This window comes from Pseudomonas sp. GL_139_B (assembly GCF_057834475.1).
Map to the genome: position 1 here is coordinate 4,027,213 of NZ_CM174403.1, position 13,080 is coordinate 4,040,292.

Genomic DNA, 13,080 nt, shown 5'->3' on the forward strand with positions numbered 1-13,080 from the left:
AGGAGCCTTGCGGCCAACCGGAAAACCGAACCAGAGTGACTGGGATTCAAATCAGGGTTATTCGCGCGGTTGCCGCCACCGGGACTGAAGGTCATCCGGAGCTTGCAAACACCCGAGCGAGGCATGCTAGCACAGATGACCGGTCGTCGACGCAAGCAGACTTTGCATGGGGGCAAATCGGGCATTTTTATGCCAGAGTGCTGAACTTGAACACCGCTTTGCCCCTCAGATAACACGTCATTGACCCACAAGGAGCATCCCAGCATGCGTCTGAACCGTTTGTTCGCCGTAGTCGCCCCCATCGTTTTGTTGCTGCCATTGGCCGCCCATGCCGATTGGCCAAAGGGAGAGCGCGAGAAATACATGGCGCAGTGCGTCCCTGCGGCGGCAAAGAAGATTAGTCAAGCGGAGGCAAAAGCCGTGTGTGCTTGCGGCGCCGATCAGCTCAAATCATATCCTGCCAAAGACCTCCAGGCATTGATGAACGGCTCTGCGAGTCCAGAGCTGGGGAATCAGGCTATGCAGAAAATTGCTACTTGCAGGGTTGATCCCGGCGCGAAAAAATAAGCTTCACACATTCATTTTTTCACCTGCAATGACCGAAAAAACTGCCCGAATGTCGCTTTGTCAGACATTTTTTGAAGGTTTTACAGCTTTTTTTATCGTCTTTACTTTCGGCTGAAAGCCTTTAAAAACGGGGCTTTCAGCCACCTGAAGCACCAAAGAACGCTCGACAGCAAGGCAAACAGCACGTCCGGGGGGCTCCCAAAGCGAACATTTCGACTATGATACTCCGGTGTGCCCAGTTGGCCTGAGCAGCACAGCACTACTGAAAATATATGTTTCTTGGAGATACACCATGTCTAATCGCCAAACCGGCACCGTTAAATGGTTCAACGATGAAAAAGGCTTCGGCTTCATCACTCCTCAAGGTGGCGGTGACGACCTGTTCGTACACTTCAAAGCTATCGAAAGCGACGGTTTCAAAAGCCTGAAAGAAGGCCAGACCGTTTCCTTCGTGGCTGAGAAAGGCCAAAAGGGTATGCAAGCTGCACAAGTTCGCCCAGAGTAAGTTTCTGGCGCACTAAGAAAACCCCGTCCATGTGACGGGGTTTTTTATGGGCGAAACAAAACCCTGGCGCGATCAGCCGCAGTTGACGCTAGTGACGACCCGATTGGCATCGGTGTGCAGGTTCAAGCGATCAGAGCGGTAATCCAGCGTCATCATGTCATTGGGCGACAGGAACCGCGCGCTCTGTGCACCTGCGCGAGTGCGTGCCTGCTCCAGCAGTTCGGGCGAAGCCGCTTTGCCAAGGGTGAATTCGGCAGCCTTTGCCTCACAGCGGCTATGTCCCGTGTCAGTCGTCGTTACAGGGTCTGTTGCCGATTCGGATGACGTACTGCTGCAACCTGCCAGCCAAGAGACGGCGAACAAAGTACCCAATGACGCGAGCTTCCAAGGCATGGAGCCTCCTTTCTAATGAGTGAGCTGAGATCGTGCGGTCGCCCTTTCGGCGATAGGTTTCAAAGCGAATGCCATCACCCTTACCTCGATCCGGACAAGCGCCAAGTTTGCCTGAGCATCGCCCGCCCCTTCTTCACTCAATCGTGACTGAATATGAACAGCGATCAATAAACATCGACGTAGTCGTAAGGCGGGTTCGGCCAGTTCTCTTTCAGCGCGTTGAAAATCTGCATGACCCAGACTTCGTCACTGGCTGCGACCAATCCTACATAGCCCGAGCCTTTGGCCCACGTCTCTAGCCGAAATCGCAGGCCGCCGATGTCAGTGCCGCCTACGACCCCCGAAGAAATGTAGGCGATACCGCTTTGGGTGACCCGCAGCTGAGTGTGCTCATCGTCACTGGCGGACGCCAACAGCTTGCGCACAGCCTCAAGGGTCAAACCACCAGGAGTGTTCAAATCGATCTGCACAGCGCGATCCTTGAAAATTCGTCAAAGGCCAAGTGTCGCATAGCCCCCACCCCATGCCTAAGTCAGAGTGCTAAACGCCGCGCAAAATGCTTAACTCGACACCTACACCTCCCCGACTTCACGAGCGCCATCATGACCACTGTAAGCATCGACGCCGACATCAAAGCCAAGTGGCAAGACGGGCACAGTTCTTACAGCCCAGGCAGTACAGAAGAACTTGCCATTATCGCTATCGATCTATTGGTCAGGGACATTGGAACCGAGGCTGCCCAAGAGTTCATTAAGCAGATTTTCGAAAAACACCCGGCGGACCAAAAAGTCGCGGCAGAGGCAGGACGGGCGTAAACCCGCAGGCTGGCACCTGCGGGCGGACGGCTTACTTCAGCCGCGACAGTCGCTGAGTAAGCAAATCGAAGAAACCCTGAGCGTCACCACTCTCAACCCAGAAAGCATTCTTCGGTGCGTTCAGGCCGTCATACCAGTCGACAATAGTTTGACCAAAGGTCGGGCCTTCGCGGCTATCAACGACCACGTTGACCGAGCGACCGGTAAACAGCTCAGGTTTGAGCAGGTAGGCAATGACAGTTGCATCATGCACCGGACCACCTGAAAGACCGTAGTGCTCCATGTCATCCTTGACATATGCATCAAGAATATCGCCCACCAGCTTGCTGGCGTTGTTGTTCAGCACGGCGATTTGCTTCAGGCGCGATTCGCTGGTGAGGATCTTGTGGGTGACGTCCAGCGGCAGATAGGTCAGCTTCACGCCGCTTTTCAACACAACTTCTGCGGCCTGCGGATCGGCGAACAGGTTGAACTCGGCCACCGGTGTAATGTTGCCACCGTTGAAATGCGCCCCGCCCATGACCACCACTTCCTTGATGCCCTGAACAATTTCCGGCTCCTGAATCAGTGCCAGGGCCAGATTTGTCTGCGGGCCGAGCATGGCGATGGTGATGCTGTGGGGTTTGGCGGCCGTCAAGGTATCAATCAGGTAATTAACTGCATTGCCTTCAGCCAGCCCCTTCTTTGGCTCATGCACGGCGACGCCCGACAGACCTTCCATACCATGAATGTTCTCGGCATAGATTGGCGTACGCATCAGTGGTTTCGGTGCGCCGGCGTAAACCGGCACGTCTTCGCGCCCCGCCCACTCACGGGCAAGCCGTGCGTTACGCGATGTCTTGTCCAGTCGCACATTGCCGGCCACGGTGGTCAGTGCACGAATGTTCAGCTCTTGCGGCGAAGCCAGGGCAAACAGCAAGGCGACTACATCGTCGGTACCTGGATCCGTGTCGATGATCAAGTCGATCTTTTCCGCCGCTTGGGCGCTCGTTGCAGTAATCAGGGACAAAAGCAGCAGACTCCGAAGCAGGTGATGCAGTTTTTGAGCATAGTGATGCATGTCGCACTCCTTGTGCGTGGGGGAAACGAATGTGTAAAGCGCTAAAACGTCACCCCCGACATCAGCACGATGTTGCAGTACGGCGCACATTCGCCAGTACGAACAATCGCCCGCGCCTGTCGACTGAGGACCTTGAACTGATCGTGGCTGAGCCATTCGCGCGCCCCCAGCGCGCCTTCTACATTCAGTTCATCCAGAACGCTCAATGCCGGCGGTTTCTTGTCCAGAATCTCTTGGGCCAGTACATGCCTTTCAACCTGCATTTCACTGAGCACAACCTTCAAGGTACTGATGAAGTCCGGAATACCTTGGGTCAGCGCCAAATCGATTAACTCGACGCCTGGCGGCACCGGCAGACCGGCATCGCCGATGACGACCATGTCGCCGTGACCCAGCGAGGCAATCAGCCGCGATAACGCGACATTGAGCAGAGGTGTTTTTTTCATGGTGCGTTAAACGCCTGTACGTCGGAGAGGGTGGGAATCGAGGGTTGCGCGCCAGCCCGGGTGACCGACAGCGCCGCAGCGACCTGCCCGAATCGAATCGCTTCGGCTTCGCTGCTGCCGGAGGCCAATGCGGCAGCAAAACCACCCACGAAGGTATCCCCGGCGGCCGTGGTATCGACGGCTTTGACCTTCGGTGCCGGGAAATGCTCCAGGCGTGTGCCATCGGCAAACAGCGAACCCTCGGCACCCAACGTGATAATCACTTTGCCCGCGCCCATGGCGATCAGTCGAGTCGCAGCGGTTTCTGCCGATTCCAGGGAATCCACCAGCAAACCCGTCAAGGCAGAGGCCTCACTCTCGTTAGGGATCAGGTAATCGATGGCGGCAAACCAGTCAGCCGGCAATGGGCGACTGGCGGGTGCCGGGTTGAGAATGACGATCTTGCCCAGTTCACGACCTCGCTTGAGGGCATGGGCAACTGTAGCGTCCGGCACCTCCAGCTGGCAGATGATCACATCCGCCGCCTGCAATACGGCGTCAAAGCGGCCGATGACTTGCGGCGTCAGCGCACCGTTGGCACCCGCGACGATGACGATGGCGTTCTGACTATTGTCATCGACCACGATCAACGCCACGCCGCTGGAGTCATCAACAGTGCTGACTGCCTGACAATCGATCCGTTCGCCCAACAGCGCCCCGCGCAGTTGTGCGCCATAGGCATCGCTGCCCACACAACCGACCATCGACACATCGGCACCCAACCGGGCCGCAGCAACAGCCTGATTGGCCCCCTTACCACCGCAAACCGTGGTAAACGACTCACCGATCAGCGTTTCACCGCCACGCGGCAGCCTTGGGGCCCGGGTTACCAGGTCCATGTTCAGGCTGCCTATCACCACCACTTTTGCTGGCATACACAACTACTCATTAATTCTGTTTCAACGAAACTGGGCGAACACGCCGGCGAGCGGCGCGGTCGACTCTCGCAGCACAATACTGGGCGTCACGATGCGCTGATCGGTGGCCATGTCCGGCGTGGCGATCCGGCGCAAAAGCACTTCAGCCGCCATCTCACCGAGTTGCAGGATCGACTGCCCCACCGTGGTCAGCGCCGGGTAGACATAACGGCTCATCTGGATATCGTCGAAGCCGATCACCGACAGCTCGGACGGTACGCGAATATTGCGTTCGGCAGCCGCTCGCAGCACTCCGATGCCAATCATGTCGTTGCCGGCGAAGATCGCGCTGGGAGGATTCTTATCCAGCAAAATCGCGGCCGCGTTGTATCCGCCAGTGCTGGTGAAGTCGCTTTCCAGCATACGTTCGCAATTCACTTCGACGCCCGTCTCTTGCAAGGCACGGCAATAACCGGCCAGTCGCATTTGCGCCACGCTCGTACCCGCCGGACCGCCGATGGTGGCAATGTCCCGATGCCCCAGCTCAAGCAAATGTCGAGTGGCCAGATACGCGCCGTATTCGTGATCAATGCGCACCAGATCGGCATTCACGCCTTCCAACCCACGGTCGACGATGACCATCGGCGTTCGCACACCGGCGAGGCCTTCCGCCAGCCCCGCATCGCCGCCGGCCGATGCCACGATCAAACCGTCGATGCGCTTTTCGAGCAATACGCGAAGGTAGCTGCGCTGCTTGTCCGGGTTGTCGTCGGAGTTGCAGAGGATCACGCAATAACCCTTACGCTCGCAGTAGTCCTCAATGCCTCGCGCCAGTTCGGCGAAGTACGGGTTGAGGCTGTTAGGCACCAGCAAACCAATGGTCGCAGTGGTTTTGGCTTTCAACGAACGGGCGACGGCGCTCGGCACGTAGTCCAGGGTTTTGATCGCCGCCTCGACTTTGATTCGCACTTCTTCACTGACCGGCCGGGTCTTGTTCACCACATGGGACACCGTGGTGTAGGAAATTCCCGCCAGTGCGGCTACATCCTTGATCGTTGCCATGATTCAGGTCCACCGGCTTGCGCGCTGACTGCGATAAGTATCCAGCACCACCGCCACAACGATCACCGCGCCGGTGATGATGCGTTTGGTAGGCTCGGTCGCGCCGATCTGCGCCAGACCGGCCGCCAACACGGAAATGATCAGGACCCCGAAGAACGTACTGATCACCGAACCACGCCCGCCCATCAGACTGGTGCCGCCGATGACGACGGCTGCGATCACCTGCAACTCCAGCCCGGAGCCGGCATTCGGATCGGCCGCCTCCAGTCGAGAAATCTGAAACAACGCAGCAATACCGGCCAGCAGCCCCATCAGGCTGAACACCAGAATCTTGTAAGGCTTTGGATTGATCCCCGCCAGCCGCACCGCCTCCTCGTTGGTGCCAATGCCGATCAGGTAGCGGCCGAACACCGTACGGGTCAGCACGGCTTGGGCGATGAAGATAATCAGCAAGGCGATGATGAACGACGGCGAGACGCCAAAGGCAATCGGGTTGGACAGCCAGGCGAAGGCGTCACCGATATAGGCCGTGCGCGATCCGGTCATCTGATACGCCACGCCCCGGGCCATTTCCAACACGCCCAGTGACACGATGAACGAAGGAATCCGCCAGGCCACGGTAATCGAACCGGTGATGGTTCCGGCCAGAGCTGCCGCCGCCATGCCGAGCAGCGCTGCCGGCAGCACGTTCCAGCCCCAGCCGAGAATGGCCACGCTGACCGTTGATGCCGCCAGCGCCAACACCGAACCGACTGACAGGTCGATGCCACCGATAATCAACACGAAGGTCATGCCGACCGCCAGCACCATCAAATCGGGAATCTGATTGGCCAGGGTGCTGAACGTGTCGTAAGAAAGAAAGTGGCTGCTCAACACCGAGAACAGCGCAATCATCGCCAGCAAGGCACCCGCCAGGCCCAGATAGGTGCCCAGACCGTAAAAATTGCCACTACGTTTGCTGGCAGAAGATGCTGTTTTCATGGAAGGTCCCTAGGCGCTGCTTCGTTGAGCAGCGCATCACGTTTTTGGTAGCCGGCAAAAGCGGCGGCAAGCAAGTCATCCTGGGTCCAGCTGTCACGCTCGAACGTATCGATCAGGCGCCCCGCCGACAGCACTCCGATCCGGTCGCAAATCAGCATCAGCTCGCGCAGGTCACTGGACACCACCACCAGCGCTTTACCTTGGCGGGTCAGCTCGCCGAGCAAAGCATAAATGTCGAATTTGGCGCCGACATCGATGCCACGGGTCGGCTCGTCAAACAACATCACCGAACAATCGCGTTCAAGCCAGCGGCCGATCACAACCTTCTGCTGATTGCCACCCGAGAGCTCGGAGACCAACTGTGTCGGACTCGAACTGCGAATGCGCATAGCATCGATCTGGCGCTGGGCCAAAGCCATCTCGTCGCCGTTGTTGACGAAACCGCCACTGGAAATCACCGGCATGTTGCCCAAGGCAATGTTGGCGCTGATCGATTGAGTCAGCAGCAAGCCTTCACCCTTGCGGTCTTCTGTGATCAGAGCGATGCCGTGACTCACTGCATCGGCGGGCGAACGGATACTCACCACTTGAGCCGGTGACCCCAGCGCCACCGTGCCGCTGTCGGCGGTGTCGGCACCGAAGATCAGACGCAGCAATTCGGTGCGCCCTGCCCCGATCAATCCAGAGATCCCGTAGATTTCACCGGCGTGCACTTCGAAGGACACATCGCGAACCTTGTCGGAGCGGGTCAGGCCTTTGACCGTCAAAGCGGGAGCGCCGATCTTGCGCGGCCCCATGTCCATGTGCTCACCGAGCTCACGACCGACCATCAAGGTCACCAGTTGCTCGCTGTTGTAATTGTCCATCGGCTCGACACAGACCAGGTTGCCGTCGCGCAAAACTGCAATGCGCTGGGCGACGCGCGCCAACTCTTCGAGGCGATGGGAAATGTAGATGATCGCCACGCCGCGAGCCCGCAAGCGAGTGATCTGTACAAACAGCATCTCGACTTCGCGCGCGGTGAGCATCGCGGTCGGTTCATCAAGGATAAGCACATGGCAGTCGCCGATCAGATTGCGGGCAATCTCGACCATTTGCTGGTGGCCGATGCCGAGGTCGCCGACCAGAGTGTCCGGGTCAATCGCATCGAGTCCGACCTGGGCCATGGCTTCGATCGCTGCCTTGCGCAATTGCTTGCGACTGATCCAGCCGCCACGGCTGGGCAAATTCTCGAGAAACAGGTTCTCCGCCACCGACAGGGTCGGCAACAGATTGAGCTCTTGCATGACCATGCGAATGCCCAGGGATTCGGCCTGAGTACGACTGCCGGGACGATAATCCTGACCTCGGAACCGCATCTGGCCGGTGGTTGGCGTGACCAGCCCACCGATGATCTTCGACAGCGTGCTTTTTCCCGCACCATTCTCGCCGGTCAGCGCCAGCACTTCACCGGGAATCAGCGCAAGGTCGATGCCGGCCAGGACGGGTTGAGCATAAGTCTTGCCGATACCGCTGACTGTCAGGACAGCGTTCGGGGCGCAAACGGACATATAACTCTCCATGTGCTCGCCCGGACGGGCGAGCACCAGTGTGTCGCCGAAAGGCTTACTGGGTGACCAGTTCTACCGGCGTTTCGATAACGCCGTTGGTACCGCTATCGACCTTTTCGCCCTTGATGATTTTCAGCGCGGTCTCGATACCGAACACAGCCTGTTTGGCGGCAAACTGGTCAGCGGTCGCCAGAACGCGACCATCCTTGAGCATAGGCTTGATGGCATTGATGTTGTCGTACCCGACCACTTGCACCTTGCCGGACTTGCCCGCCGCACGGACGGCGGAAACGACACCGACGGCCATGCTGTCGTTACCGGCCAGCAGGGCTTTGACATCGGGGTATTCGCTGAGAATCGAAGCGGCAACTTTGTTGCCCTTGTCGATCTCCCAGTCACCGGACTGCACCGAAACGACCTTGATCTGTGCCGCTTCCATCGCATCCTTGAAACCCGCGGTACGGGCCTGAGCGTTGGTCGTGGTAGACACACCTTCGATGATACCGACTTCGTCACCAGCCTTCAGCTGCTTGGCCAGGTACTCGCCGACCAGACGCGCGCCTTTGCGATTATCCGGGCCTACGAATGGAACCGTCAGGTTCTTGCTTTTGACGACGGCCGGATCCAGTTGGTTATCGATGTTGATCACGGTGATACCGGCATCGATGGCTTTCTTGATCACCGGAACCATGGCCTTGGAATCCGCGGGCGCAATGACCAGCGCATTGACCTTGGCCAGAATCATTTGCTCGACGATACGTGTTTGGCCAGCGGTATCCGTTTCATCTTTGATGCCGTTGGAGATCAGCTCGAATTCGCCAGAGTGGTCTTTCTGATACGCCTTGGCGCCATCTTCCATGGTCAGGAAGAACTCATTGGCCAGGGACTTCATGACCAGCGCAACTTTGGGCTTTTCAGTAGATTCGGCGAAGGCCGATGAGACGGGTAGCGCGGCGGATGCGACAGCCAGCATAGCGACAGCAAGAAGACGTCCAGCGAATGGCAGCTTCATGGGTTCACTCCGATCTTATGATTATTGTGAGCAACGCTTGCGCTGGAGTATCGCCTGGACTTTGATCGTCGGTAGTTCGAGCTACCAACATGGCCGCGCAAACGTTTGCGTAGACCGAACTATGCGAACCCTGCCGGGATTTGTCAACGATCTGTTTTATGTCTGCCGTGTCATAAACCGGCCCGCCACGTCACACAGAGGCGCTGATCAGGCTACCTGCGCTGGAGTCCATGGCCAATTCTTTCACCAGATCACCTTTCACTTGTGACAGCGCGCCGCGGAGGTCGGCGATTTTGCCCCTGAACCATGTGCCTGGAATTCTTTAGCATTTAATCTTTATCTGGCAAGGGATCTTCTGGACATAAGTCGTAGGAGTTTTCGGAGAGCCGACCGCGGACGATCAATTTATTCGGAAACCCGGACAAGACCAAGTTCAACGTTGTCGATTTTTAAAAGAAATAGTCTTATAAATCAACAAACTATAAGTTTTTCTCGTTTTGTATACGACTGGTATAGATCCTGCTCTTCACCTACACCCACGGCGTTCAGAGCTGCCGCGGGCGCATCTAGATGAACTTGCATCAGCACCGCCTGACTACTAGAGAGAAAATAATGAAATCTGCTTTCAACACTTTTATTCCGGGCGCTTTGGCCCTCCTGCTGCTTTTGCCTACCGCCCTTCAAGCCAAGGAAGTCGAAACCCAACAGAAACTGGCGAATGTAGTCATCCTGGCCACTGGCGGCACCATCGCCGGCGCTGGCGCGAGTGCTGCCAACAGCGCGACGTATCAAGCGGCAAAAGTGGGTATCGAGCAACTGATTGCCGGCGTTCCGGAACTCAGCCAACTGGCCAACGTTCGTGGCGAGCAGGTGATGCAGATCGCCTCGGAAAGCATCACTAATGACAACCTGCTGCAACTGGGCCGTCGAGTGGCCGAATTGGCCGACAGCAAAGACGTCGACGGAATCGTAATCACCCACGGAACCGACACTCTGGAAGAGACCGCCTACTTCCTGAACCTGGTGGAAAAAACCGACAAACCGATCATCGTCGTCGGCTCCATGCGTCCAGGCACCGCGATGTCGGCAGACGGCATGCTGAACCTGTACAACGCCGTCGCCGTCGCCAGCAGTAAAGAAGCGCGCGGTAAAGGCGTCCTGGTGACCATGAACGATGAGATACAGTCCGGTCGCGACGTCAGCAAGATGATCAACATCAAGACTGAGGCGTTTAAAAGTGCCTGGGGTCCATTGGGCATGGTGGTCGAAGGTAAATCCTACTGGTTCCGTCTGCCGGCCAAGCGCCACACCATGGACTCGGAATTCGACATCAAAACCATCAAGAGCCTGCCTGACGTAGAAATCGCCTATTCCTATGGCAACGTCAGCGACACGGCGTACAAGGCGCTGGCCCAATCCGGTGCCAAGGCGATCATCCACGCGGGCACCGGCAATGGTTCGGTTTCCTCCCGCGTCGTTCCCTCCTTGCAAGCGCTGCGCAAGGACGGCGTGCAAATCATTCGCTCGTCCCACGTCAACGCCGGCGGATTCGTGCTGCGTAATGCCGAACAACCTGACGACAAATACGACTGGGTTGTCGCGCATGACTTGAACCCGCAAAAAGCCCGCATCCTGGCCATGGTTGCACTGACCAAGACCAACGACAGCAAAGAGCTGCAACGGATGTTCTGGGAATACTGATTCACCCTCGCCCGACCTGTCCTGGTCGGGCACTTTCTCAGTCGCTCGTCAGCGTTGACGAGTGGCTCACGTCTTGCGCAAAACTCCGATAAAAGGTTTTCCTTCTTCCTACATCAAACGGAAAAACTGCTGTCACAGAATTTTCTTGAATTTTAAGCAGTTGCGAAAATGCTTACAGTTTAATACTGTATGTACGTACAGTTTAATAAGGATAATCCTGTGGCCACCTCCTCCACCTCCCCTGACACCTATGCACACATGGGTCTGCGCGTTCAGAAAATCATCAATTCCCCCATTGCTCAAAAAGCCAAAGCCGCACTGATCTTCCGCCTGCTGGACGAACCCGTGGATGAATGGGAACAATTACTCGAAGAAATCGACGAGAACGACAACGTTACCCTCGCCTACCGCGACGATGGTGGTGTGCAGATTTTCTGGGTTGTGCCGAAGGAAGATTGAGTCAATGAGCTTCCGCTGGTCTGCTTTGCTGTTTCTGCTCATCCCCCTCGGCGTCCAGGCTGGCGCCCCGCGCACTTTTGACGAAGCCAAAAAAGTCGCCTGGACGCTGTACGCACCTCAATCCACCGAGTTTTATTGCGGCTGCAAATACACCGGGAACAAGGTGAACCTGGCGGCCTGCGGTTATGTGCCGCGCAAAGATGCCAAACGCGCGGCCCGCATCGAGTGGGAGCACATTGTCCCGGCGTGGCAGATCGGCCATCAGCGCCGCTGCTGGCAAGCAGGTGGACGCAAGAATTGCACCCGTTACGATCCGGTTTACCAGAAGGCCGAAGCCGATTTGCACAACCTGGTGCCGAGCATTGGTGAAGTGAATGGCGATCGCAGTAACTTCAGTTTTGGTTGGCTACCCGTGCAGACCGGTCAATATGGCTCGTGCCTGACTCAGATCGATTTCAAGGCGAAGAAGGTCATGCCCCGCCCCTCCATTCGCGGCATGATCGCCCGGACTTATTTTTACATGAGCAAGCAGTACGGTTTGAGCTTGTCAAAGCAGGATCGCCAACTGTACGAGACCTGGAACAAGACCTATCCGGTTGAACCCTGGGAGCTTCAGCGCAACCAAAGCGTGGCGTGCGTCATGGGGCGCGGCAACGAGTTTGTCGGGCCAGTGAATTTGAAAGCTTGCGGCTGATCACCCGCTGAAAAACCAAAAGGCCTTGGAGTAATATCCAAGGCCTTTGGCGTTTCCGGCTGCCTGCGTTACTGGACCGCAGGACGCTCAAGCACCAGCAATTCGACATTCTGCTTCTTGGCTCGTGCAAGCGCCGCAGCCACCTCCGCCTGCTTGGCCTCGGTTTCGGCTTTCGAACTGAATGGCCCCATCAAGATGCGCACCTTGCCGTTTTCCGTGACGACGTTGGAAACGAAGCTATGCTCGATCAACCAGCCGCTCAGATCGCTGACAGCCTGGGTTGTTTCACCACGCACTTCGAGATCCCATTTCGGTCCGCTTGCCGCAGCCGGTTCGGACGCAGGTACGGAAACGACTGCAGGTTTAGACTTTTGAGCATCAACACCCTTGCCCTCACCACACCCTGCCAGCGCCAATACAGCGATTACCAAGACCATTTTGCGCACAACGGTTCCCTCTGAATGCTGAAAGCGGCGATTTTAACATTCATGAATACTTTAGGAGTGCCGCAAAATGGGCACAAAACAACGAGAATGATGGAGGCGGCCTCTGTATAGTTACGCCTTGGGAATTAATGCAGCATCTGCGCGTCAGAAAGAGGCACCCAAACTGTGAGACTTCGCACTAATCTATACGTACCACCGACCTCTGCACTGTTCAAATCAGGTGCCCTACAAAGCAATCAAGGAGAAGACCATGCTGATACTCACCCGCAAAGTCGGTGAAAGCATAAACATCGGTGACGATATTACGATCACTATCCTGGGCGTGAGCGGCCAGCAAGTCAGGATCGGCATCAACGCCCCGAAAGACGTTGCAGTGCATCGTGAAGAAATCTATCAGCGCATTCAGGCTGGCCTTACCGCGCCGGACAAGCCGCAAACTCCCTGAATCCTGCTGCAGTCAGTAGCCAGCCCGTTCGCCCTGAACATCGGCTGG

The 13,080-nt window shown here is 56.9% G+C and carries 17 protein-coding genes; 7 read left to right on the plus strand and 10 right to left on the minus strand.

What is annotated here, in order from left to right:
- Positions 1-264: 264 nt before the first annotated feature.
- Entirely contained in the window at positions 265-567 is a 303-nt protein-coding gene (locus AC3ISI_RS18350) for a hypothetical protein (RefSeq protein WP_489333198.1), read from the plus strand.
- Between the two features lie 292 nt (positions 568-859).
- A complete protein-coding gene (locus AC3ISI_RS18355) occupies positions 860-1,072 on the plus strand; it encodes a cold-shock protein (protein ID WP_003179963.1) in 213 nt (70 codons plus the stop codon).
- Positions 1,073-1,144: 72 nt separating this feature from the next.
- Here AC3ISI_RS18355 and AC3ISI_RS18360 read toward each other — a convergent pair whose 3' ends face one another.
- Positions 1,145-1,465: an I78 family peptidase inhibitor gene (locus AC3ISI_RS18360; protein ID WP_489333199.1), complete on the minus strand. Its 321-nt coding sequence runs from the start codon at positions 1,463-1,465 to the stop codon at positions 1,145-1,147.
- Positions 1,466-1,629: 164 nt separating this feature from the next.
- Positions 1,630-1,935 (minus strand): hypothetical protein, encoded by a 306-nt coding sequence (locus AC3ISI_RS18365; RefSeq protein ID WP_489333200.1) that lies wholly within the window; start codon positions 1,933-1,935, stop codon positions 1,630-1,632.
- A 132-nt stretch (positions 1,936-2,067) separates the two neighbouring features.
- On the opposite strand from AC3ISI_RS18365, the gene AC3ISI_RS18370 reads away from it, so the two are divergent.
- Entirely contained in the window at positions 2,068-2,280 is a 213-nt protein-coding gene (locus tag AC3ISI_RS18370; RefSeq protein ID WP_489333201.1) for a hypothetical protein, read from the plus strand.
- A 31-nt stretch (positions 2,281-2,311) separates the two neighbouring features.
- Here AC3ISI_RS18370 and AC3ISI_RS18375 read toward each other — a convergent pair whose 3' ends face one another.
- From AC3ISI_RS18375 to AC3ISI_RS18405, 7 genes are read right to left on the minus strand one after another with little or no spacing between them, the layout of a single operon-like run.
- A complete protein-coding gene (locus AC3ISI_RS18375) occupies positions 2,312-3,340 on the minus strand; it encodes a nucleoside hydrolase (protein ID WP_489333202.1) in 1,029 nt (342 codons plus the stop codon).
- 41 nt (positions 3,341-3,381) lie between these two features.
- Entirely contained in the window at positions 3,382-3,786 is a 405-nt protein-coding gene (gene rbsD, locus AC3ISI_RS18380) for a D-ribose pyranase (protein WP_489333203.1), read from the minus strand.
- A complete protein-coding gene (gene rbsK, locus AC3ISI_RS18385) occupies positions 3,783-4,700 on the minus strand; it encodes a ribokinase (RefSeq protein ID WP_489333204.1) in 918 nt (305 codons plus the stop codon). Before rbsK ends, rbsD begins: the two co-directional genes overlap by 4 nt.
- A 24-nt stretch (positions 4,701-4,724) precedes the next feature.
- On the minus strand, positions 4,725-5,744 hold the full coding sequence (locus tag AC3ISI_RS18390; protein ID WP_489333205.1) for a LacI family DNA-binding transcriptional regulator: 1,020 nt from the start codon (positions 5,742-5,744) through the stop codon (positions 4,725-4,727).
- Between the two features lie 3 nt (positions 5,745-5,747).
- On the minus strand, positions 5,748-6,725 hold the full coding sequence (locus AC3ISI_RS18395) for an ABC transporter permease (RefSeq protein WP_489333206.1): 978 nt from the start codon (positions 6,723-6,725) through the stop codon (positions 5,748-5,750).
- Positions 6,722-8,275: a sugar ABC transporter ATP-binding protein gene (locus tag AC3ISI_RS18400; RefSeq protein WP_489333207.1), complete on the minus strand. Its 1,554-nt coding sequence runs from the start codon at positions 8,273-8,275 to the stop codon at positions 6,722-6,724. Before AC3ISI_RS18400 ends, AC3ISI_RS18395 begins: the two co-directional genes overlap by 4 nt.
- A gap of 55 nt (positions 8,276-8,330) precedes the next feature.
- The gene (locus tag AC3ISI_RS18405; RefSeq protein WP_489333208.1) at positions 8,331-9,287 is read right to left on the minus strand and encodes a sugar ABC transporter substrate-binding protein; all 957 of its coding nucleotides are present in this window, start codon (positions 9,285-9,287) and stop codon (positions 8,331-8,333) included.
- Positions 9,288-9,899: 612 nt separating this feature from the next.
- On the opposite strand from AC3ISI_RS18405, the gene AC3ISI_RS18410 reads away from it, so the two are divergent.
- From AC3ISI_RS18410 to AC3ISI_RS18420, 3 genes are all read left to right on the plus strand, one after another.
- Positions 9,900-10,988, plus strand: a complete 1,089-nt coding sequence (locus AC3ISI_RS18410) for an asparaginase (RefSeq protein ID WP_223511522.1) — start codon at positions 9,900-9,902, stop codon at positions 10,986-10,988.
- 189 nt (positions 10,989-11,177) lie between these two features.
- On the plus strand, positions 11,178-11,447 hold the full coding sequence (locus tag AC3ISI_RS18415; RefSeq protein ID WP_489333209.1) for a DUF1654 domain-containing protein: 270 nt from the start codon (positions 11,178-11,180) through the stop codon (positions 11,445-11,447).
- Positions 11,448-11,451: 4 nt separating this feature from the next.
- On the plus strand, positions 11,452-12,141 hold the full coding sequence (locus AC3ISI_RS18420) for an endonuclease (protein WP_489333210.1): 690 nt from the start codon (positions 11,452-11,454) through the stop codon (positions 12,139-12,141).
- A gap of 68 nt (positions 12,142-12,209) precedes the next feature.
- On the opposite strand, the gene AC3ISI_RS18425 is transcribed toward AC3ISI_RS18420, so the two are convergent.
- Positions 12,210-12,587 carry an SPOR domain-containing protein gene (locus AC3ISI_RS18425; protein ID WP_489333211.1) on the minus strand — a complete coding sequence of 126 codons (378 nt, stop codon included), beginning with the start codon at positions 12,585-12,587 and terminating at the stop codon, positions 12,210-12,212.
- 250 nt (positions 12,588-12,837) lie between these two features.
- On the opposite strand from AC3ISI_RS18425, the gene csrA reads away from it, so the two are divergent.
- The gene (gene csrA, locus AC3ISI_RS18430; RefSeq protein ID WP_007938114.1) at positions 12,838-13,032 is read left to right on the plus strand and encodes a carbon storage regulator CsrA; all 195 of its coding nucleotides are present in this window, start codon (positions 12,838-12,840) and stop codon (positions 13,030-13,032) included.
- The last annotated feature ends 48 nt before the right edge of the window (positions 13,033-13,080 follow it).

Bases quoted from the DNA above. Each gene is read 5' to 3' on its own strand.
- AC3ISI_RS18350 (WP_489333198.1), top strand. From the start codon at position 265: ATGCGTCTGAACCGTTTGTTCGCCGTAGTCGCCCCCATCGTTTTGTTG.
- AC3ISI_RS18355 (WP_003179963.1), top strand. From the start codon at position 860: ATGTCTAATCGCCAAACCGGCACCGTTAAATGGTTCAACGATGAAAAA.
- AC3ISI_RS18360 (WP_489333199.1), bottom strand. From the start codon at position 1,465: ATGCCTTGGAAGCTCGCGTCATTGGGTACTTTGTTCGCCGTCTCTTGG.
- AC3ISI_RS18370 (WP_489333201.1), top strand. From the start codon at position 2,068: ATGACCACTGTAAGCATCGACGCCGACATCAAAGCCAAGTGGCAAGAC.
- AC3ISI_RS18375 (WP_489333202.1), bottom strand. From the start codon at position 3,340: ATGCATCACTATGCTCAAAAACTGCATCACCTGCTTCGGAGTCTGCTG.
- rbsD (WP_489333203.1), bottom strand. From the start codon at position 3,786: ATGAAAAAAACACCTCTGCTCAATGTCGCGTTATCGCGGCTGATTGCC.
- rbsK (WP_489333204.1), bottom strand. From the start codon at position 4,700: ATGCCAGCAAAAGTGGTGGTGATAGGCAGCCTGAACATGGACCTGGTA.
- AC3ISI_RS18390 (WP_489333205.1), bottom strand. From the start codon at position 5,744: ATGGCAACGATCAAGGATGTAGCCGCACTGGCGGGAATTTCCTACACC.
- AC3ISI_RS18395 (WP_489333206.1), bottom strand. From the start codon at position 6,725: ATGAAAACAGCATCTTCTGCCAGCAAACGTAGTGGCAATTTTTACGGT.
- AC3ISI_RS18400 (WP_489333207.1), bottom strand. From the start codon at position 8,275: ATGTCCGTTTGCGCCCCGAACGCTGTCCTGACAGTCAGCGGTATCGGC.
- AC3ISI_RS18405 (WP_489333208.1), bottom strand. From the start codon at position 9,287: ATGAAGCTGCCATTCGCTGGACGTCTTCTTGCTGTCGCTATGCTGGCT.
- AC3ISI_RS18410 (WP_223511522.1), top strand. From the start codon at position 9,900: ATGAAATCTGCTTTCAACACTTTTATTCCGGGCGCTTTGGCCCTCCTG.
- AC3ISI_RS18415 (WP_489333209.1), top strand. From the start codon at position 11,178: ATGTACGTACAGTTTAATAAGGATAATCCTGTGGCCACCTCCTCCACC.
- AC3ISI_RS18420 (WP_489333210.1), top strand. From the start codon at position 11,452: ATGAGCTTCCGCTGGTCTGCTTTGCTGTTTCTGCTCATCCCCCTCGGC.
- csrA (WP_007938114.1), top strand. From the start codon at position 12,838: ATGCTGATACTCACCCGCAAAGTCGGTGAAAGCATAAACATCGGTGAC.